The sequence below is a fragment of the Paenibacillus durus ATCC 35681 genome (assembly GCF_000993825.1).
Taxonomy (GTDB): domain Bacteria; phylum Bacillota; class Bacilli; order Paenibacillales; family Paenibacillaceae; genus Paenibacillus_AQ; species Paenibacillus_AQ durus_B.
In genome coordinates this window covers 37,008-56,389 of record NZ_CP011114.1, presented here as the reverse complement: position 1 = coordinate 56,389, position 19,382 = coordinate 37,008, and the positions used below count along the sequence as shown (strand labels likewise).

20 protein-coding genes are annotated in these 19,382 nt (G+C 53.2%); 2 read left to right on the top strand and 18 right to left on the bottom strand.

All coding sequences use genetic code 11. The features are described from left to right. Positions 1 to 24: 24 nt before the first annotated feature. The 17 genes from VK70_RS00250 to VK70_RS00170 form a co-directional block, all read right to left on the bottom strand. Entirely contained in the window at positions 25 to 855 is an 831-nt protein-coding gene (locus VK70_RS00250) for a transporter substrate-binding domain-containing protein (protein ID WP_025697495.1), read from the bottom strand. Between the two features lie 30 nt (positions 856 to 885). Then, complete coding sequence (locus VK70_RS00245; RefSeq protein ID WP_025697497.1) at positions 886 to 1,614, bottom strand: amino acid ABC transporter ATP-binding protein; 729 nt, start codon at positions 1,612 to 1,614, stop codon at positions 886 to 888. Positions 1,615 to 1,936: 322 nt separating this feature from the next. After that, positions 1,937 to 2,929, bottom strand: coding sequence for an inorganic phosphate transporter (locus tag VK70_RS00240; RefSeq protein WP_025697499.1), 993 nt, complete (start codon positions 2,927 to 2,929; stop codon positions 1,937 to 1,939). Between the two features lie 13 nt (positions 2,930 to 2,942). Further along, entirely contained in the window at positions 2,943 to 3,557 is a 615-nt protein-coding gene (locus VK70_RS00235) for a DUF47 domain-containing protein (RefSeq protein WP_025697501.1), read from the bottom strand. Between the two features lie 270 nt (positions 3,558 to 3,827). After that, the gene (locus tag VK70_RS00230) at positions 3,828 to 4,913 is read right to left on the bottom strand and encodes a DUF3048 domain-containing protein (protein ID WP_025697503.1); all 1,086 of its coding nucleotides are present in this window, start codon (positions 4,911 to 4,913) and stop codon (positions 3,828 to 3,830) included. Between the two features lie 171 nt (positions 4,914 to 5,084). Then, on the bottom strand, positions 5,085 to 6,002 hold the full coding sequence (locus tag VK70_RS00225) for a hypothetical protein (protein ID WP_046722597.1): 918 nt from the start codon (positions 6,000 to 6,002) through the stop codon (positions 5,085 to 5,087). Further along, entirely contained in the window at positions 5,999 to 6,838 is an 840-nt protein-coding gene (locus VK70_RS00220) for an ABC transporter permease (protein ID WP_025700060.1), read from the bottom strand. Before VK70_RS00220 ends, VK70_RS00225 begins: the two co-directional genes overlap by 4 nt. After that, positions 6,835 to 8,025 (bottom strand): extracellular solute-binding protein, encoded by a 1,191-nt coding sequence (locus VK70_RS00215; RefSeq protein ID WP_025700063.1) that lies wholly within the window; start codon positions 8,023 to 8,025, stop codon positions 6,835 to 6,837. The genes VK70_RS00220 and VK70_RS00215 overlap by 4 nt, the downstream gene beginning before the upstream one ends. A gap of 24 nt (positions 8,026 to 8,049) precedes the next feature. Next, positions 8,050 to 9,087: an ABC transporter ATP-binding protein gene (locus tag VK70_RS00210; protein WP_025700065.1), complete on the bottom strand. Its 1,038-nt coding sequence runs from the start codon at positions 9,085 to 9,087 to the stop codon at positions 8,050 to 8,052. Positions 9,088 to 9,138: 51 nt separating this feature from the next. Then, positions 9,139 to 9,963: an ABC transporter permease gene (locus VK70_RS00205; protein ID WP_025700067.1), complete on the bottom strand. Its 825-nt coding sequence runs from the start codon at positions 9,961 to 9,963 to the stop codon at positions 9,139 to 9,141. Between the two features lie 139 nt (positions 9,964 to 10,102). Continuing rightward, a complete protein-coding gene (locus VK70_RS00200; RefSeq protein ID WP_025700069.1) occupies positions 10,103 to 11,104 on the bottom strand; it encodes a LacI family DNA-binding transcriptional regulator in 1,002 nt (333 codons plus the stop codon). A 2-nt stretch (positions 11,105 to 11,106) separates the two neighbouring features. Then, complete coding sequence (locus VK70_RS00195; RefSeq protein ID WP_025700071.1) at positions 11,107 to 11,838, bottom strand: glycerophosphodiester phosphodiesterase; 732 nt, start codon at positions 11,836 to 11,838, stop codon at positions 11,107 to 11,109. Between the two features lie 87 nt (positions 11,839 to 11,925). After that, a complete protein-coding gene (locus tag VK70_RS00190; RefSeq protein WP_025700073.1) occupies positions 11,926 to 12,915 on the bottom strand; it encodes a CehA/McbA family metallohydrolase in 990 nt (329 codons plus the stop codon). Beyond that, positions 12,912 to 13,382, bottom strand: a complete 471-nt coding sequence (locus VK70_RS00185; protein WP_025700075.1) for a hypothetical protein — start codon at positions 13,380 to 13,382, stop codon at positions 12,912 to 12,914. Before VK70_RS00185 ends, VK70_RS00190 begins: the two co-directional genes overlap by 4 nt. 224 nt (positions 13,383 to 13,606) lie before the next feature. Further along, the gene (locus VK70_RS00180; RefSeq protein ID WP_025700077.1) at positions 13,607 to 14,383 is read right to left on the bottom strand and encodes a DODA-type extradiol aromatic ring-opening family dioxygenase; all 777 of its coding nucleotides are present in this window, start codon (positions 14,381 to 14,383) and stop codon (positions 13,607 to 13,609) included. Between the two features lie 85 nt (positions 14,384 to 14,468). Further along, the gene (locus VK70_RS00175) at positions 14,469 to 15,296 is read right to left on the bottom strand and encodes an alpha/beta hydrolase family protein (protein WP_025700079.1); all 828 of its coding nucleotides are present in this window, start codon (positions 15,294 to 15,296) and stop codon (positions 14,469 to 14,471) included. 585 nt (positions 15,297 to 15,881) lie between these two features. Then, on the bottom strand, positions 15,882 to 16,070 hold the full coding sequence (locus tag VK70_RS00170; RefSeq protein ID WP_025700081.1) for a hypothetical protein: 189 nt from the start codon (positions 16,068 to 16,070) through the stop codon (positions 15,882 to 15,884). 198 nt (positions 16,071 to 16,268) lie between these two features. Here VK70_RS00170 and VK70_RS00165 point away from each other — a divergent pair, with 198 nt between their 5' ends. Together VK70_RS00165 and VK70_RS00160 are read left to right on the top strand one after the other, a co-directional pair. Further along, entirely contained in the window at positions 16,269 to 16,931 is a 663-nt protein-coding gene (locus VK70_RS00165) for a DUF1129 family protein (RefSeq protein ID WP_025700083.1), read from the top strand. Between the two features lie 21 nt (positions 16,932 to 16,952). Next, positions 16,953 to 17,924: a hypothetical protein gene (locus VK70_RS00160; protein WP_025700086.1), complete on the top strand. Its 972-nt coding sequence runs from the start codon at positions 16,953 to 16,955 to the stop codon at positions 17,922 to 17,924. 51 nt (positions 17,925 to 17,975) lie between these two features. Here VK70_RS00160 and ilvA read toward each other — a convergent pair whose 3' ends face one another. Then, on the bottom strand, positions 17,976 to 19,238 hold the full coding sequence (gene ilvA / locus VK70_RS00155) for a threonine ammonia-lyase IlvA (RefSeq protein WP_025700088.1): 1,263 nt from the start codon (positions 19,236 to 19,238) through the stop codon (positions 17,976 to 17,978). Between the last annotated feature and the right edge of the window lie 144 nt (positions 19,239 to 19,382).

The window sequence follows — 19,382 nt, the reverse complement described above, 5'->3', positions numbered from 1 at the left end:
GCAGTGAACCTGCCTTATATAAACTTACTTGGCCGGCGCTTTACCGATCCATTTTTCATAGATTTTGTCGTACTCGCCGCTCGATTTCAGCTCGGCCAGCGTGTCGTTGATCGCCTTAACTACCGCACTGTTGCCCTTTTGCACGGCAATGCCGTAAGGCTCATCGGTGAACGGTTCGCCTACCACTTCATAGTTCGGGTCTTGAGCTGCCATACCATAGAGAATCGCGTCGTCCGTCGTCAGCGCGTCGCCCTTGCCTGTTTTCAGCGCAGTGAAAGCATCCTGGTAGTTGTCGAATTCGAGCACGGTTACGCCCGGAACTTTTTCTTTAATATTTTTAACCGAAGTGGAGCCTTTGGAGCCGAGCACTGTGGAGTCTTTCGTAATGTCCGCGATGCCTTTAACCGGGCTTCCTTTCTTAACGAGCAGCGATTGTCCGGCCTGGAAGTAGACGTCGGAGAAATCGACTTCTTTCTTTCGCTCTTCCGTAATCGTCATCGTCGCTACGACCATATCGATTTCGCCGTTGTTCAGCATCGGAATCCGTGTCTTGGAGGTTACTTCCTTCAGCTCAATTGCATTTTCGTCGCCAAGGATATGCTTCGCGATCGCTTTGGAAATGTCGATGTCAAAGCCTTCAACCTGGCCGCTCGCAGGGTCCTTCAGACCGAACAGCTTCGTGTCGAATTTAACGCCGACCAGCAGTTTGCCGCGCTCTTTGATCGTCGCGATTCCATCCGCTCCGCTTTCTCCCTTAGCGGCGTTGCCTCCACCCGCATTGTTGCCGCCGCAGCCTGCAAGAATGAGCAGCATGGCGATCATCATTACGCTTAACAGCTTCCAACTCTTTTTCATGTTTGTTCCTCCCCAGTTTTTATTATATTTTTAGTGGCTTAATACCCTGCTGAGAAAAGTTCGCGTGCGCTCCTCGCGCGGATTTGCGAAGAATTGCTCCGGAGCGGCTTCCTCCACGATCTGTCCCTGGTCCATGAAGATCACGCGATCCGCCACCTCGCGGGCAAAGCCCATCTCGTGGGTAACGACGACCATCGTCATTCCTTCCTTGGCCAGTGTCCGCATAACGTCAAGCACCTCGCCGACCATTTCCGGGTCCAGCGCCGACGTCGGTTCGTCGAACAGCATGATTTTAGGCTTCATCGCAAGTCCCCTGGCGATCGCCACACGTTGCTGCTGCCCGCCGGAGAGCTGATTCGGATAGGACTGCGCCTTGCCGGCAATGCCGACCTTCTCCAGATAATACATCGCCGTCTGCTCGGCCTCCGCCTTCGGTACGCCCAGCACCTTGACAGGCGCCAGCGTGATGTTTTCGATTACTTTTTTATGCGGATACAGATTGAAGTGCTGGAACACCATGCCGATATCCCGCCGGACTTTGTTGATATCCGTCTTCTTGTCATTAATGGCCGCGCCGTTTACGGTAAGCTGCCCTCTCGTAATCGTCTCCAGACGATTGATGCAGCGAAGCATCGTACTCTTGCCCGAGCCGGACGGACCGACCACAACGACCACTTCCCCCTCCTCAACATGCAGATTGATGCTCTTGAGTACGTGGAATTGTCCGTAATGTTTATCTACCTGCTGAAAATCGATCAACGACTGTCCCCCCCTTGCTCTATATTGCCCTGACATTTGGAATCTTCTAAAAAACGCCTTGCTGTCAGCTATGGTAACACTTGAAAACAACCTTACTGTAGACACTATGGAAAACTACATTTTCCTACAATGATTTTCATATTAAAACCGCAATTTTCCTCGAGAATTGTGAGGTATTTTATTTTCTTTTCTCATTGATTAATGTTTTTTATCGTTTTGCTGTAACTTTTTGTGACATAAGTCGCTTCCGATTGTCCCTTTATGCAAGAAAAGAAGCCGAATCGACGTTGTCGATCCGGCCCCGCGTATTACCGCTTCAGAGCTAAAATAGAATTTTAAAAATAATGCCTGCCAGCGCCGCGCTGATCGGTATCGTAATAAACCAGGTAACGACGATCCGGCCCGCTACGCCCCATTTGACTGCGGAGAAGCGCTTCGCTGAGCCGACGCCAAGAATTGCTGACGTGATCGCATGGGTAGTACTTACCGGCAAATGCAGCAGCGTCGCCGAAAAGATAACGGAAGCTGCCGAAATGTCGGCGGCAAATCCGTTGATCGGTTCGATTTTGAATATTTTCGTACCCATCGTCTTGATAATCTTCCAGCCGCCGATTGAGGTGCCGAGCGCCATAGCGGTCGCGGCCGAAATTTTTACCCAAACCGGAACCTCCATCGTATCCAGACGGCCGGAGGTGACAAGCGCAAACGTAATGATCCCCATTGCTTTCTGCGCGTCATTCGTTCCGTGAGTGAACGACTGGAAAGCGGCCGTTATGATCTGCATCGTGCGGAAGCCTTTGTTAACCGTATGCGGACTTTGCTTCGCAAAAATCCATTTGAGTATAGTCATGACAATATATCCGATAACGAAAGCGATAATCGGAGAGAAGATAAGCCCTTCTACAATGTCTCTAAATCCGCTCCATTTGATATGATCCGAGCCCGCCCCTACGTAGACCGCTCCGGCGAGCGCTCCGATCAGCGCATGGGATGAAGAAGAGGGAATACCGAACCACCAGGTGATCAGGTTCCAGATAATCGCGGCAACAAGCGTAGCAATGACGACTTCGATCCCGTTGTCCAGCTTCGTCGGATCGGTTACACTGCCGCCGATGGTCTTAGCTACGCCGGTAAACAGTATCGCTCCGATAAAGTTCATGCACGCGGCCATAATAATCGCCGTACGCGGTGACAGCGCCCGGGTCGATACGGAAGTTGCAATCGCATTCGCCGTATCATGGAAGCCGTTGATGAAGTCAAAGCCGAGTGCGAGTATGATGACGATGCCTAGAACCAATAAAGATGATGTATCCATAGTTACTTGCCCCTTATGAGTTGCGCATAATAATTGATTCAAGTATGTTGGCTACGTCTTCGCATTTGTCCGTCGTCGTCTCCAAACGCTCGTACAGCTCCTTGCGCTTGATCAGTTCAATCGGGTCCTTGACCTGCGCGAACAATGCCTTAGTACAGTTGCGCAGCACTTCATCGCCCTGATTCTCCAGGTCATTCAGCCGAATCGTATATTCGCGGATAGCCAGAAGCTTCTTCTGCGACAGCAGATGAACCGCCTTCTGGATCTCATAAGAAGACTGACGGAGAATTTCGGCGAATTGGCCGATGTACTCGTCTGTCTGGGTCATGTTGTACATATAGAAACGGGTGGCGGAAGCCTCAAGTCCGTCGATGACATCGTCCATGCTTGTGATCAGCGCCATGATATCGTCGCGCTCCAGCGGGGTAATGAATGTCTTGTTCAGCTCTTTGATAACCGTATGCGTATATGTATCGCACTGGGATTCATATTTCTTCATTTCTCCGGCAAACACTTCCAGATCGCTCAGATCGGAAAGATGCTGGGCGAAATAATCCGCAGCCTGGACGATCGTGTCGGCCATATTTTCAAGCGTCTCGAAGAAAATGTCCTTTTTTCTCAACCTCATTATTGTAAACTCCTTTGCATAAAGTTCCTTTTGAACGGCGGAAGCACTCAATTGTAAACACAGTATTAAATTAAATGACGACCTTTGTTATCTTAACATACCGCCTTGAAAGATAGAAAGTAAAAACAACCGAACTTTTTACAATGAAATCACAATTTGTCGAACGAGGAAAAAGAATTCGCTGTTTTTATAATTATTGGAATTATATGTACATCAATTATTCTGTTCGCATCCGGACACCAACTTATACTCCTTTTGCCACCGGTTTACTTAGGGCGTAACGGTCACATGGCTCGCAAAAGAGGGCGAGTTCGGCACAATCAAAAAATGGGTGACTCCCGGGTACAGCACCGCTTCCTTGCCATCCCGCACGAACCTTATCACGTCACCGGCCTTGCGGACCCATCTGCCCCGGATGACCTCGCCCCGCTGGAACAGCATGGCTTCTCCTCCAAGCTCCAGGTTGACGGACAATCTGCCTACCTCGTCAAGCACCTTGTGGTCGGCCCCCATGACGATGACGTTGGCTGCTTCGACAGGCGCGCCGCTGTCCTTATCCAGATGCTGCTTTCCGTTAACCCATCTTGTATAGGTGCGCGAAGCGGAATCATACTTGTAATCCACCGTGTAGCTCTGGAGCAAGAAGCGGACATTGAACTCGCTCGCGGGTTCCCCGCCCACCGGGACATCATCTGGATTGGTAAAAGAATATCCCTGCACATCCGCCGCCCCGCCGTATCCGAGCTTCTCCGCTCCGGCCCGAAGCTTGTCTTCGCTCGTGTATAAATTGTGGGGCGCCTTGCGGCTCTTATCCCGCCAGAAGTAGGCGCCGGCCCTTCCGATTTCGTCCATGTCCTCTTTATGCTGTCTCTGCAAAATGGCATAGGCCGCCGGACTTCCGCCCGCATGCACGGTAACACCGCCGTAAGACTCGCCGATGTCGATCAGGTACGGACGGATGCTGCGGACCGGCCCGATTTTGGGGATGCCGGGTTGGCTCTGATAAATCGCGATCAGCCGCGTTATCCCCCCTTCGGCCAGCACCTCGTACAGAAGATCGGCCTTGGTCAGCCCCGACTGGGGACGGGCGGCCGGCGCGTTGTTAATCATCACGGCAAACGGCCGGGGAAGCGGCACTTCGGTGACAGGGAGCCCGGTTAGTCCGGACACGGACACCGGGTCCGGGGATGGCGACGGAGCCGGGACAGGCGTCGCCGGCGACGGAACGGCCGAGGATAGCGGCGCGGCGCTGGGAACGGCGCGGGGTTCCGCGGTTTGCGGACCGCAGGCGGAAAGAGCAAGCGAGGCCAGCAGTATTCCTGCCGCCAGCCTGGAGCTGGAACGGTTTAACATCATAAAAGTAAACGTCCTCCTTAAACGGTTCATAAGCTATCCTTCCATTTAAGCACAGCCGGACCTTTTTGTCTTGCCGCAAGCAAACAGGCACTGCCGTTATCCTCCCGCGATGCCTGAATTGCATCGGCTGCGGGCGGCACGGCAGTGCCTGTACAAGTGTGCGATATTTCCCTAATCAAGCAATGCCCGGGCGAACCGGTCCGGCCATTCCATTTTCGGGTGGAAATTGTAGGGAATTGCCTGTGTGAACAAAATCGCATTCGCATGGAGCGACTTGAACATAAGCGGCTTGCGCTCCAGATAAAGCAGCGGATCGACCGGAACCGAGAAGTCGATATACGACTCATAGGAGCCTTCGTACCCCTGCGGCCAAAAGCGCTTTAACGGATGCTCCGGCAGACGCCCGCCATTCTTTACATGCTCGTACGTTTGCCGCATCCAGTCCTGCATGGTCATGTTCTTCATCGGAATGTCGATGTTTTTCCAACCTTTGAGTAGCGACCCGTGTTTCCCCCACTCGATTCGGATAATCGGCCGCTCCCCATGCTCCCTCGCTTCCCGAACCGCCTCCTCCGAGGAGATCACCGAGCTGTGGAAGAACGTCATGACCTGGGTGACCGCCGCCTCTTCAGGATCGTACTCCACCCATATCTCTTCATGGTCGCAGGGCTCGTAATCGTCCGGAAAGTCGAAATCGTCTTCCCAGAACAGATGATAGCCAATGAGCGGCCGCGTCGGATGATGGACGGCTGCGATATCCTTCAGGGGAAAGCATTCCGCCTCGGTTGTGAGCAGCAGCGGGCAATGCCGGCGGATCGCGTCGGCTTCCTGTTCAGTAAGTGCAGGCGGGGGATCAAGTTTCAGAGCCGTGTGATAGGCCTGTCCCGCCCGGCGGAGCTGCCCGTCTAGATGATAATACTCTCCCTGCCTTGCCGGGAATTCGGCGTCATCCGGAAATACGCTGCGCAGCAGATCGAGCACGGGAATGACGGCCGCGCATGTTTGTTCGACTGTGATTTTCCCGTCCCGCATCGCCTCGGCTACTCTCGCGCTAACCGTCTTCCATTCATGCGTATAGATTTCAATCATGGCCTGGCCGTCTCTTCCTTCACCATCGAACGGATATAGAAGTAACCGAGCAGCGAGCACAGCAGGAACGTAAAGAAAGAAATGGCCGCAGCCTGCTCGCGCTCCTGGAAGACGCTGAATACCTGCTCCATCGACACGCCGAGCATTTGGGGAGCATTCGGACCGACCAGAAACGGAGCGGTAAACGAACCGATGACGCCCATAAATACGAAGGTAACTGCGACGAGAAATGTTTTGTAGGATAACGGCATGATGATACGGAAAAAGATGCGCAGTCGGCTGGCCCCGATATCTTTGGCGCTCTCAATGACCGCGTTCGGAATTCCCGCCAGCGCCGAGGTGAGCAGCATCGTCGTAAACGGGATATTGAACCAGAGATTCGCAATGATAATGCCCTTCTGATCAAAAATAATGCGCGGTAGCGTTCCCCCGAACAACAGCAGCCAGCGGGACAGCCAGCCGTGGTTCCCGAGCAGGTTGATCAGGCCGTAGGTCGCGATCACCCCGGGAATAAAGATTGGAATCATATAGGTTTTGCGGATTAAATCAACCATCCTGCCGGTGCTGAAGCGCATGTATACCGCCAATGCGTAGCTGACAGCCAGTACAATCACACAGGAAACAATCGTTACCTGAAGGGTAAATACGATATTTGCGCGCATCCCCTCGTCTGTAAACAAATACACATAACGGCTGAGGTCGTACCCGCCGGTTTCACCCCGCAAGCTTTCGAAAAAAGATAGTATAATCGGAATGATTACGATCACAGACAACAAGAGAAAGGAGGGGATAACCAGACAAAGTCCGAATATCCCCATTTTCACTTCCTTCCTCATTGGGCCGCCACGTCGCTCTGCCAGCGTTTGTTGATCTCTTTGCTCAGTTCGCCGACGTTGAAATTACGGAAGCCTTCCGACACGCCTTTAAACGAATCCTGAATATCCTGCGGCATGTTCGTCAGCTCGATTCCCGGGAAGCCATGCATCGTCTTCACCATGACGGCTTGCGCTTCCGGCGACAGGACGAAGTCCAGGAATTTATAGGCAGCTTCTTTCTTCTCGGACAGCTTCGGCACCATCAGATAAGTTGGTCCGCCGTTGAAGCCCGGTGTAATCTGCTGCATTTTGGTCGTTGCCGGCAGTTGGCCTTTATCCAGCTGTTCAAGCACCATGTCGGACCAGGCCGGAATCATGTCGACCTCTCCGCTCGTCAGCAGATCAAGCGTGCCTTGATTCTTTTTCGGATAAATGCCTTTGCCGTACAGGTAGGGCCCCAGTTCCTTCAGCGTCGCAAAGCCTTTGGCCCAATCCTTCTCGATGGCCGGATCATCGTTGTGGATCGCCTCTTCAGGCAAATCTTTATAAAGGGTCGTCGTTACGAAAGAGCTGCCGGAGCCGCCGGTGGACGGGTCGTTATAAGCAAATCGCTCGGGATTCTTCTTAATCCAGTCGAACACCTCGTCCAGCGTGGTCGGAGGCGCGGTCACCTTCTCACTGTTATAAGCGAGCACGACGGCGGACGAACGGTAAGGCACCGCCAGGTTCGCGACATCTTCCATCGTTTTCGCATCGACTTTCACGAGATTCGGAACGGAACTTGTGCTCAGCGTATCCCAGAGATCGTCTTTTTGCCCTTGGGTGACAACGGGCAGACCATCTTCATATAGGTCAATACCGCCAGACCCCTTGCCTGCTTGCTTGGCGGCCAAAATACGGTCATAGGTCGGTTGCGCGCCGGTTCCGGAAGGAATGTATACGAGTTTCACCTTTACATCCGGATTTTTTTCTTCGAACATGGGCGTAAGCTGATCCCACAAGTTCTTCACGTTCTGGGAGCCTGTAAAATAAAATTGAATTTCGACCGGTGCGCTGGAAGAGGCGGAATTGCTTGCTGCCGGGGATGCGGAACCGCCAGCGGCGGCGGAGCCTGCTGAATTGTTATTTGCCGTACCACAGCCAGCCAATATCGAGAACGACAACGCCAGAGCTGACAGTACAGTAAAACGTTTTTTCATACGAAACATGGTAAATTTCCTCCTTGTTTGTCCTTACTTGTTCGGATAAGCAATCACTTTGGCAAAAGCGACGGTTACACGCTGACCCAACGAAAGTTCCTTCACGGTATCTCTCGGCTGAAACGCCCGAATCGGGCCGTACCCGTCAAGTTCAACCGATACCTCGGCATAATGGCCGAGCACCATCACTTGCTTGATTGTTCCATACAAGCCGTCTTTTTCTCCGGAATCCGGACCGATCATGACATCCTCCGGCCTGACGGCGACGACGATTGACCCCGCAAGACGCTTCGTATTCGGAAAAACCAGACCTCCCACACGCAGCTTGTCCTCTTCCACCACCCCCTCCAAAAAGTTCATTTTGCCGATAAACTGGGCGACAAACAGCGTATCCGGCGAATCGTATATATCCTGAGGCGCCGCGATTTGCTCGATATTCCCCTGGTTCATCACGATGATCCGGTCGGACAGGGAAAGGGCTTCCTCCTGATCATGGGTGACGAACACCATGGTCAGGCCGGTCTCCGTCTGAATCTCGCGCAGCTCTTCCCTCATCTCGTGGCGAAGCTTGGCGTCAAGCGCGGAGAACGGCTCGTCCAGCAGCAATACCTCCGGCTTCAGCAGAAGGGATCTGGCGACGGCGATTCGCTGCTGCTGTCCGCCCGACAGCTGGCTGGGGAACTTCTTCTCCACGCCGGGCAGCCGCACGAGCCGAAGCGCATCCTCAACGGCCCGCTTGATTTCCGCCTTGGGCGTCTTGCGAATCTTGAGCCCGAAGGCCAGATTGTCATAAATGGACATATGCGGCCACAGATTGTACCCTTGAAAGACCATCGAGGTCGGCCGTTTCTCCGGCGGGAGCTTGACTACGCTCCGGCTCGCAATCAGAATCTCGCCTGAATCGGGCTCAAGAAAGCCGCCGATGCTTCGAAGCACCGTCGTTTTGCCGCAGCCGGAAGGGCCAAGCAGGGTGACCAATTCACCTTTTTTAACATCGAGCGAAATACCGGTTACGCCTTCTCCTGTCTTGTAACGTTTGGTCAAATTGCGAATCGAAAGCTGTACACTCATGAAATTCCTCCGTGATCCGGAAATTGATCCGGTTATTGTCCCGGGACTACGTTATTTAACCTGGAAGCCGCTGGCCATAATGTCCGCGCTGACCAAACGCTGGGCGGCTAACAGCAAAATAATGGTCGGAGCAGTAAGAATGATCGAGAATACGGCGCCGGCGCTGCTCGGAAAATCGGCGATAATCGAGTACATAACAATCGGCATTGTCTTGAAATCGGGAATTCCGACCAGGAATGTGCCCTGGGCCTCGTCCAAAGAGTTCAGAAAGGTGAAGATGGAAGCGACCAGAATACCCGGCATCGCCATCGGCAGCGTAATGCTGCGGAATACGCGGAACGGCGTGGCGCCCACATCTCTCGCCGATTCCTCCTGCGCCGTATGGACATTGCGGAAGGCGGCCGTCGGAATCCAGGTCATAAACATCAGAACGTTGATCATATGAACCAGGACCACGCCGAGCAGCGTATTCATCAGCCCCAGTTTATAGAAGAGAACGGCAATCGAGACATACAGCCCCATTTTTGGAAAAGCGTGTGTAAGCAGAAAAGAGAACAGAAAGAAACGGCTCAGCGGAAATCGTATCCGGGCAAAAGCATAAGCGGCCGGGATGCAAATGACGATGGACAACACCGTGACTAACGCGGCGATCAGAAACGAAAGCCCAATGGATTTGGCGATATCATCCTCCTGGAGTACGAAATACCACCATTGTAAGGACCACTGCCGCGGCAGTAGGTCAGGATAGTTCCATTTACTGCTGAAAGCAAGCACGGCAAGATTCAAGAGCGGGCCGACAAAGAACACGACAAAGGCGACAAGCAGCAGGAACTCGAATATTTTCCGAAAACCGATGGCTCTGAAATACCAACTCATGCGCCTGTAAATCTCCTTTCCGGGGTAAATGGATGAAGGAATTTCTCACTGTGAGACCGTTCCCACATCACTATTTTTATTTTAAAACCTTAATATTTGAACAGTATTATCTAAGATTACATGAATCGTAAAGGATAATTTAGGTAGATTGGCGAATAATCAGCTCGCTCGCATACTCGTTCAGCTTGGGAAGGCCGTCTTCCTTCCGGATCAGCCGGTCCAGCATCCATACCGCATCCTGTCCCATCTTCTCCTTCTCAACCCTTACGGTAGTGAGCGAAGGGGAATACATGGAAGCGAAATCGATATCGTCAAAGCCCATAACGGCGACTTGTTCGGGTATCCTAACCGATCGCTCAGCCAAAAGCTTCATCGCTCCGAGAGCGAGCATGTCATTCGTTGCGAACAACGACGTGAAGGCTCCATTTATAAATAAGTCCCAATTCTCCAGCATGACCCGGTATCCCATATCAGCGCTGGATTCCGGCGAGGAAACTACAGTCAATCCTCCGCTGTTGCCCAATCTTTCCATGCTGCTGCAAAAGCCCTTCAGGCGCAAATTATGGCTCCTGTGCTCCTGCGGCCCGGCGATAATGAAGATTTTGCGATGCCCGAGCTGGTACAGGTAAGACGCGGCCCGTTCCCCTCCTTCTTCGTCCTTGCTTACGATCTGAACGACCTCCGGATCGTCTGTCGATCCGTTGACCATTAAATACGGAATATCAAATGATTTTACGTAATCGATGACATTTTGACGGAGCCGGCTGATCAGAATTAATCCGTCAACCCGCTTTTCCAGCATAAAATCGGTGGAACGCAGCGACATCTCACGGTCCGTGGTAAGAAACACAGAGTAGCCTTTGGCCCCGGCCGCCATCAGGATGGCGTCGACAATTTTGCCGTACAGCGGATGGGACACGATTGGCTGCTGCTCCCGGAAAATGATAACGCCGATATTATGCGTCCGCTGCGCTACCATCGCTCTCGCCACCGCACTCGGCTTGTATTGGAGCGTTTCAATAACCTTCATCACGCGTTCGCGCGCTTCTTGACTGGCGTAGCCGGAACCCGAGATCACTCTGGAAACCGTAGATTTGGAGACGCCTGCCAATGCGGCGATTTCTTTAATGTTATAGCCCACGTTCAACTTCCTTCCGCCAACATTTCCTTTTTAACCCGAACAAGGTCGGCTACATTTCTTGTAGTGATGGAATGTACGCCCATACCCGCGTATAATCTCATGTCCTTTTCCTCGTTAACGGTCCAGATGTAGATTTGAAACCCGGATTCAGCCGCCTTCTCCAGCAGATACGGTTCAACTAAACGGTAAGGCACATTAATTCCGAAACAGCCGGCGCCTTCAGCATCTTGAAGTGTCTGCAAGACGGCTTCCGCATAGCTGCTGGTAAGAAACAGACTGGCATTCACATTGAGAAGCTTGCGCACTCCAGGGTTGCTATACTTGGCTTTACGGGCTCTGTCCGCTTCGCAGCCCGACAGAAATACGCGGCCCAGCATGCCGAGCTTCTTAACCAATTCGGATACCGGCTCAATGCATTCATCCGCCTTCAGGTCGAGATTCATCGTCTTCCCTGTATTCCGCACCAGATGCAAAGCCTCCTCCAACTTGACGATTGGAATGGACAGACCTTCATTTAATTCCGAAATCGTCATTTGCGATAGCCTGCCCATGGACCCGTCCGCCAGCCGGACCGCATCATCATGGCTGAGTACGAGTGTGCCGTCACGGGTAACCCGAATATCGTCTTCAATAATATCCGCGCCGTTCGCCAGGCCCGTTTCAATCGAGAGCAGGGAGTTATCGGGCGTATTCATACATCCGGTATGCGCGGTAATCAGCGGAGCAGCAGTCACTTATTCATTCCTCCTTAATCATCGGCGGCCGGAAGTCCAAACATTCCTCGCAGTTACGACTGATATCTGATGACGAAAATATCAAGTTCAGCCTATATAGATGGCATTCGTAAAAGCGACCATCGTCCGCATGCCTTTTACAATTCCCCATAACTCGGCCCTCGCCCAGATCAGCCCGTCTGCCGGAATGCTGAACTCGTAGATCTGATCGGTGGAGCCTGCGGCGCATTGTGCGAGAGTTCCAGAATTCCCCATAATCTTTAACGAAAAATCCTGTTCCGGAAGTTCCCACAGCGTCCGTCTAACGAAAAAGTCGATCTTCACATGGAGAGTGATCAGGTCTGCTCCATTGTGTACGGATACGGATTCACCGATCCCGTACAATGTGCCGCCGTTCTCTGCCTCCATCGTTATAAGCGGACCGATCGTTACCGAGGCCCTTCCTTGTGCAAGCGCCCGAACCGCTTGTTGCGAAATCGTCCCCGGCTCGTCATCCAGTCCCAGATAAGTAACCGAGAGAGGCTCGTCCGTATGCTTCTGCTCATGCCAATCCCGCCCGGAAGTAGCGGCAATGCGGATGCCGTCGTTCAGCCGCTCCGTCCACAAGGCGAAGGCTCGCTGATTCTCGGGCTTGATGGATGCGAACGTTCCCGACCACACTTCGATGTAATCAAGGTCGTTCCAGTCGCTGATTTCATATTCCCAGTAACATCCGGTACAGACAGGACTTCCGATCCGAAAAGGATGCGCCATTCCGGCAAGCCCGCCCTGCCCGTGAACCATGGAGATTCCTTCGTGAATGTCAGATCGTCCCGCTTTGCGCCAATCCACAAAGTTTTGCAAGCCCATCGTCACCATATGCCCGTGAAAGGTCGTCCACTCCATGCCCGGAATAATAACGACGCCCGTTTCCTGCTGGACTAGCTCACATTCTCCGAGTCCTGACATCGTGTTATGATCGGTAAGCGCAATGCAGTCGAAGCCCAGCTTCGCAGCGCCTGCGGCCAGTTCCCGCAGCGACTGTCTGCCGTCACTGTGAAAGGTATGCGTATGAAGTTCGGAAGCCAGCCATCTCATGCCGTATCCGCCTCCTCCGTCCAAATCGACAAATCATACGAGCACCGCTCCGTTACGACGGCGTGAACGCTGAGCGTTACATTCCACTCTCCTAAAGCCAGCTTGCCGGGCATCAGCCCTTCGGACGCTTCCTGTTCCGACAGGAACAGGCTCTGCTCCGCATCATGCCTATGGCACGCGCCCCGATATCCGTTAGGGCCGTCCATCGACAGGGTAATCAGATTTTTGAGCGGTAAATACCGTCTCCAGCCTTCCCGGACCGGGCCCTGATGCTCTGGGGCAACATATGAATCGATGGATTCCATAATTAATTCCATAGCCTGGCCGTCGTCTTCCAGCAGCTTGGGCCAGTAGGCGAACCGAATCCGCATAATTGCGGCGGGCTGGTCTAACTGAAATCCATATGTAATATGGCGTTTGGAATCAGAAGGGTCAAGCTGCCCTGCGACGTTCAGCAGCATCATCATATGCCTCCCCTTTCTTATGTGATTCTGGGATCGGTCCCACAAGATCAACTTTACTGTCTGATTGTTTAGCGGCGATTAACGGGGGTTTCAAGTTTTGTAAAGCAGGGAGGTAAAGTATTCCAACCGGGACAAACCAAAATGCGTCTGCAAATGACCTTTGAAGGCCGCCGTTTCATTAAAAAAAGGCTGACCTTTAACGGTCAAGCCTTCTATCATCTGATAAATTATTCGAATTTCCAGCAGTTCAGGCTAAGCGTTCCGTACTGGTACGCTTGGAACATCCGCTCTGCCTTCATGCCTTTGGCTGCCGCCCCCATCGCGTAGAACAGCGGGATAAAATGCTCTTTCCCGTAGGAAGGAACGGCGTCGCGGGCATGAGGCGCCTGTTTGTCATAGGCGAACAGCGCCTCAAGATCTCCGGCCTCCAGCTTCTCCGCAATCCAGCTATCGAAGTCCACCGCCCATTCTGCCGGGTCGCCGCCGTCTTCGAGCATCCTTAAATTGTGGACCAGGCCTCCGCTGCCGATGAAGAGTATGCCTTCATCCCTCAGCGGCGAGAGCATGCGTCCGATGGCATACTGCTCCGCCGGAGACCTAAGCGAATCGACGGACAGCGCCACGACCGGAATATCCGCATCCGGAAACAATCGCCGCAGGATAACCCAGACGCCATGATCGATACCCCGGCCCCGTACAGGCTTATAGGAAAGATTGCCTGCGGCGAACAGCTCGCCGATCCGGCGGCTGAGACCGGCGTCTCCGGGAGCGGGATAGGTAAGCCGGTACATCTCTTCAGGGAATCCGTAGAAATCATGCAGCGCCTCATGGCGTTCATCTAACGTAACCAGCTGCTCAGGGCTGTCCCAATGCGCCGAGAATACGGCGATACCGCGCGGGCGCGGCAGTTCCCGGCCGAGCTGTTCCAGAAAAACGGTATAGTCATTATCCTCAATCGCAAGCAGAGGGGAGCCGTGTGCGATAAAAAATGCCGGAATGTTCATTGATGCCAACCTCCAAACGCTTGGTTTTTGGTGTGCATCTATATTTTAACGTTTCCAGCCTGGCATTGCGAGTGAAGCAGTCTTCCTAGATCATCCAATTTTGCCATTCTTCCTGCACACGCTCCTGTTCGTTCATCCATTCTTTTGTCCGCTTCAGCAGCAGCTGCTGGGCCGGGCCCGAAGAGAAGGTATGATCAGCCTGAAAAATAATCTCTTTATCGCAGCGTCCGTCGGGGCGCGTCCAGAACAGCTTTTGATATAAAAAAGCGTAATCTACCGGAATCACATCATCCGAGGTTCCATGAATCACGAGCACATCGCCGCCAAATTTGCCGGCCTCCTGAAAGGGCTGAAACTTGGCCAGCGAGTTAAAATACACCGGCGTGAAGCTGAATCCGGCATGATCGGCAGAGCCGGTCTGCACCGCCTGATCGTACGATTCCCGTCCGACGATTTTCACGATGTCATTAAAGGGATAGCCGACAGCCGCCCATAACACGAGATTCTTCACCCGGCGGTCCCTTACCGCTGTAAGCAGGGCGACGGCTCCCCCCAGACTGTGGCCGATCAGCGTTACCCGGGTAGGATCGACATCAGCGCAGCTCAGACCGTAATCAAGCACCGTCCGCGTCTGGGCGATCATGGACTCCACATCCTGGGCTCCGTAATTGCCGCTGCTCTCGCCGCAGCCGATATAATCAAAGCGGATGACCATATAGCCGTCACCAGCCAGTTCGCGGGCAGTCTTGACGAACAGACGGTCCGTGCCGATTCGGCTGCCGATAAACCCGTGGCAGATGACCACAAGCGGCACCCGGTTTTTGCAGCGGCCGGATTTCCCTTCCTTTACCGGATAATGTATGCTTGCTGTCAATTCCTCGCCTTTATGCCGAATGGTGATCGCCCGTTCCATGTCCGTACCTCCTGTCCTTAATCGCTAACCTAAATATATTATTATTCCGATTAAATTACTATGATTTGTATCTTTATAATATCCCTCCTCAATCATTTTGTCAATCATAACGCCGCTTGACACCGGGGATCGCTTGCGGATAATCTGGCGGGATGTTTTACGGGATAAGCATGCTTGTCTATATTGAAAAGCTCCTACATAGAGGGGCGAGGTCAAGCTGGTGATGGTTGTTCGTTAGCGTCTAGCGTCAAGCTGGTGAAGGTTGTTCGTTCAGCGTCTAGCGTCAAGCTGGTGATGGTTGTTCGTTAGCGTCTAGCAAAACAGCTCAGATGCAGGTTTTTTTACTGAAGACGTCTGTTGGCAGGGAAAACCTACAATTGTACAGGAATCTGAGGCTGTGCTGGGCTAAGAATGAGGTTGAACGGGTAAAAAGCTGCATTTTTGTAGGCATGTTATACGCAGGGCTTCTATCGCCGCGAAAAGATGCACGATCTCAGGCTTTTTGAATAATGTGGCTCATCGCGCCTGCAGATCATTGAATTTGTCATGCTGACAGCCACGCAGCCGCCCGTAAGTTTAACGCGGTTATTGAAAAGTATCGTCCGTTTCCTCTCGATCTTCCAGGTCTTTCTTCCATTCCTTAGGAGTTTCCGAAGCGCTGTCCGAGAGACTGAAGCCATCCGAACCGCCCCAGTCGAAGACTCCGCTGCCGGAAACGCAGGATGTGCCGCCTTCTGCTGAATATTCCGTATCCCGTTCATTTTTGCGTCCCATAGAGCGCTGCCCCTCTCTTTTCCAAAATAAAAGCCGGAAATTCCCTTACCGGAAATCACCTTATAAATATTTACCTTCGGAAAAAATATTATGCGGCGGCAGCGCCGGACGCTTATCCTTGCACGGAACGGCCGGGCAAACGTATACTCTTCGTAGAGAATATTCCGCTTACGATTACTGGAGGTCAATACTTACAAGATGAAAGTCAGAGACATGATCAAGGAAAACAACCGCCTCAGGGAAAAGATGACGCCGGGCAATCGCTCTTTCTTTGAGGATATGATTTTAGCGCTGCGGGCCAGCCAAGTAGACGCCGTGCGGACGGAGGAACTGCTGTTAGAGGCAGCCGACAAGCTGCTGCGCGCGCAGGACAAAGGCAGGACCGCCCAGCAAATCTTCGGCAGCGATCCGGAAGAATATTTCCGGGAAGCCATCGAGAGCGCGCCAACCCGTCCAGAACGCGGAAAGGCCCGCCACTACGCCATGATTTCGTGGACGGCGCTCACCCTGCTGTTCGGCATGCAGGGCATTGCCGGACTTATCACACTATGGAGCCAGGGGACGGCCGGACCGTTCGGCCGCATCAGCCTGTTCACAATGCTTGCCGTAGGAATCGGCTCCATTGCCGGCATCGAGCTGCTGATGAAATGGCTCTCGTCCCTGTCCGAGGACGATGTTCCCAGAATAGGCGGATTTAACTTAAAAGCGCTGGGCGTATACATTGGCGCCGTAGTCGCCGTTGTGTTCGCCGGACTTTATTTCAGACAGCTGTTCCCGGTATTTACGCTGTCTCCCTGGCACTATCTGCTGATCTTCGCCTGCGGACTTATCGGCCTCAAGTTTATCTTCTTTCGTAAATAATAGCCAGGGAGGTCAAAAGCCATGAATAAACCCGCCATTATCGTCGCAGCAGCCGCGCTGCTCCTCGTCTGGCCGGCGCTGTGGACGCAGCCGGCATCCGCGCAGAAGGCCGCCGCTGCCGGACGCGCGCCAGCTCCTTCGTCCAGCTCCAGCCACGCCGAGGCGCTCTATAAAGCCTATCTGCCGCTGCTGTCCTCTTCGGCCAGGCTGCCGCAGGCGATCGGCTATTTGAAGGCCAATATTTACGCCGTCGGGTCATACCGCGCTACGATTATGACGTTAAGGCTTGAAAATGTCCAAAAGGCGGCGCTGCCTGCATGGCAGGATAAATTCTATGCAGATGGAGTTCAGCGCGAACTGACCGGCCTTTACGAGCCCGGAGATAGCCTCGCTAAGCTCGCGGGCAAGACGGATAACGAAAATTTACGCCTGCTGCTGCGGGGGGCTGCGGAGAACGGATATAAACTGGAGACGGCCGAAGGAACCTTTTTCCCGGTGATTGACTATGCCGCTTACCGGAAATACAAGATGTATGTACTGGATGACATCCGCAATTATATTTCCATTATGGCCGTGGAATCGGACCTTCCCTCGAGCAAGGACAACGGCCTTACCATCGCTTGGGCGGAGGTGGCGTCCCGCGCGCTGGCCCAGGAATCCTTCATCGCCGCCTACCCGCGTTCGAACCGGATCGGGACGATAAAGTCGTTATACCGGATGTATGAGATTGACACGTTTTACGGTCTGAATAATACGCCGCTGTTCCATTACGACAATCTAGAGATGGATCTGGAAGCGAGCAAAGCCTATACCGCGGTTCTTGCCAAAAATAACGGCCAAAGCCCGTATCTGGAGAAGCTGGACGGCTTCATGAAGCTGCTGAAGGAGCATGATTACAAGCTTACCGATGAGGTCGAGGAATACCGCAAGCAGGCGGCGCCTCCAGAAAGTCCCGCCTCATCGCAGCCGCTCGCCGCTCCACAGAAAGAATAAAAGGCTGGTGCAGGGTTAATGCCTGCGCCAGCCTTCTTCGTTCCGTCCGGGTCAGATCAGCATATTGAACAGATTCAAGTCCTTGTTCAATTCGACATAGTCCAGGCCCTTAAGCTCCATCCGCTCAATGAGCGGTTCATAGGCGTCCTTGGACAGCAGCTCGATGCCGACAAGGGCCGGGCCGTCCTCCTTGTTGTTCTTCTTCGTATATTCGAACCGGGTAATATCGTCGTCAGGACCGAGTACTTCCGACACAAATTCACGCAGCGCGCCCGCCCGCTGCGGAAAATTAATCATGAAGTAATACTTCAGCCCTTCATAAATCAGTGACCGCTCTTTAATCTCCTGCATCCGGTCGATATCATTGTTGCCGCCGCTCACGATGCAGACGACCGTCTTGCCGCGAATCTGCTCGCGGTACAGATCCAGTGCCGCGATCGGCAGCGAACCTGCCGGTTCCACCACGATAGCGTTCTCGTTGTACAATTCCAAGATAGCCGTACAGGCTTTGCCCTCTGGCACCTTAACGATGTCGTCAAGCGTGCGGACGCAAATATCGTACGTAAGTCCGCCCACCCGTTTCACCGCTGCGCCATCGACGAACTTGTCGATCTCCGAAAGCGTGACGACCTTACCCAGCTTGAACGCTTCGCTCATGGAAGCCGCACCGAGCGGTTCCACGCCGATAACCTTGGTCGACGGACTGACCGTCTTCACATAACTTCCCACACCCGCCGCAAGCCCGCCGCCGCCGATAGTCACAAATACAAAATCGGCCGGATCGGTAAGACTCTCCATAACCTCCATCGCAATCGTTCCGTTGCCGGCGATGATCTTCGGCTCGTCGAACGGATGAATGAGCGTCATTCCGTGCTCAACGCAGGCCTGCATCGCTTCATCATAAGCGTCGTCGAATGTATCTCCCTTGAGCACTACTTCGACATACTCCCCGCCGAATCGCCGTACCTGCTTCACCTTCTGGCTGGGGGTAGTGCTTGGCATATAGACTTTGCCGTGAATCCCGAGCGCACGGCATGAGAAAGCCACGCCCTGCGCATGATTGCCCGCGCTGGCGCAGACGATCCCCCGGTTTCTCTCCTCCTCGGAGAGACTGCGGATCATATTATAGGCTCCGCGGATCTTGAAAGAGCGCACGACCTGAAGGTCCTCGCGCTTTAAATATACATTGCAATCGTATTTGGCCGACAGCACCTCGTCGCGCTGCAGCGGAGTCCGAACAATGACTTCCCGCAGCATATGATGCGCTCGCACGATGTCTTCCAGACCCACGATCCGGTTGTCGCTTTCCTTCATGAATTCTCCTCACTTCACTGTCTTGATAGCGTTTCGTATCCGAAACTTGCCGATTTTGAAATGTACAAAATGCCGCTTCTTGTAACATACTCCCCCAGCGGCTTTTTTTCAAGCTTTGCGGGTGCGGCAGTCGGCAAAACCGGC

Excerpts from the sequence above, each read along its gene's own strand:
- VK70_RS00190 (WP_025700073.1), bottom strand. The coding sequence starts at position 12,915 with ATGAGATGGCTGGCTTCCGAACTTCATACGCATACCTTTCACAGTGAC.
- VK70_RS00205 (WP_025700067.1), bottom strand. The coding sequence starts at position 9,963 with ATGAGTTGGTATTTCAGAGCCATCGGTTTTCGGAAAATATTCGAGTTC.
- VK70_RS00230 (WP_025697503.1), bottom strand. The coding sequence starts at position 4,913 with ATGATGTTAAACCGTTCCAGCTCCAGGCTGGCGGCAGGAATACTGCTG.
- ilvA (WP_025700088.1), bottom strand. The coding sequence starts at position 19,238 with ATGAAGGAAAGCGACAACCGGATCGTGGGTCTGGAAGACATCGTGCGA.
- VK70_RS00235 (WP_025697501.1), bottom strand. The coding sequence starts at position 3,557 with ATGAGGTTGAGAAAAAAGGACATTTTCTTCGAGACGCTTGAAAATATG.
- VK70_RS00225 (WP_046722597.1), bottom strand. The coding sequence starts at position 6,002 with ATGATTGAAATCTATACGCATGAATGGAAGACGGTTAGCGCGAGAGTA.
- VK70_RS00185 (WP_025700075.1), bottom strand. The coding sequence starts at position 13,382 with ATGATGATGCTGCTGAACGTCGCAGGGCAGCTTGACCCTTCTGATTCC.
- VK70_RS00210 (WP_025700065.1), bottom strand. The coding sequence starts at position 9,087 with ATGAGTGTACAGCTTTCGATTCGCAATTTGACCAAACGTTACAAGACA.
- VK70_RS00250 (WP_025697495.1), bottom strand. The coding sequence starts at position 855 with ATGAAAAAGAGTTGGAAGCTGTTAAGCGTAATGATGATCGCCATGCTG.
- VK70_RS00175 (WP_025700079.1), bottom strand. The coding sequence starts at position 15,296 with ATGGAACGGGCGATCACCATTCGGCATAAAGGCGAGGAATTGACAGCA.
- VK70_RS00180 (WP_025700077.1), bottom strand. The coding sequence starts at position 14,383 with ATGAACATTCCGGCATTTTTTATCGCACACGGCTCCCCTCTGCTTGCG.
- VK70_RS00160 (WP_025700086.1), top strand. The coding sequence starts at position 16,953 with ATGAATAAACCCGCCATTATCGTCGCAGCAGCCGCGCTGCTCCTCGTC.
- VK70_RS00165 (WP_025700083.1), top strand. The coding sequence starts at position 16,269 with ATGAAAGTCAGAGACATGATCAAGGAAAACAACCGCCTCAGGGAAAAG.
- VK70_RS00240 (WP_025697499.1), bottom strand. The coding sequence starts at position 2,929 with ATGGATACATCATCTTTATTGGTTCTAGGCATCGTCATCATACTCGCA.
- VK70_RS00220 (WP_025700060.1), bottom strand. The coding sequence starts at position 6,838 with ATGAGGAAGGAAGTGAAAATGGGGATATTCGGACTTTGTCTGGTTATC.
- VK70_RS00215 (WP_025700063.1), bottom strand. The coding sequence starts at position 8,025 with ATGTTTCGTATGAAAAAACGTTTTACTGTACTGTCAGCTCTGGCGTTG.
- VK70_RS00170 (WP_025700081.1), bottom strand. The coding sequence starts at position 16,070 with ATGGGACGCAAAAATGAACGGGATACGGAATATTCAGCAGAAGGCGGC.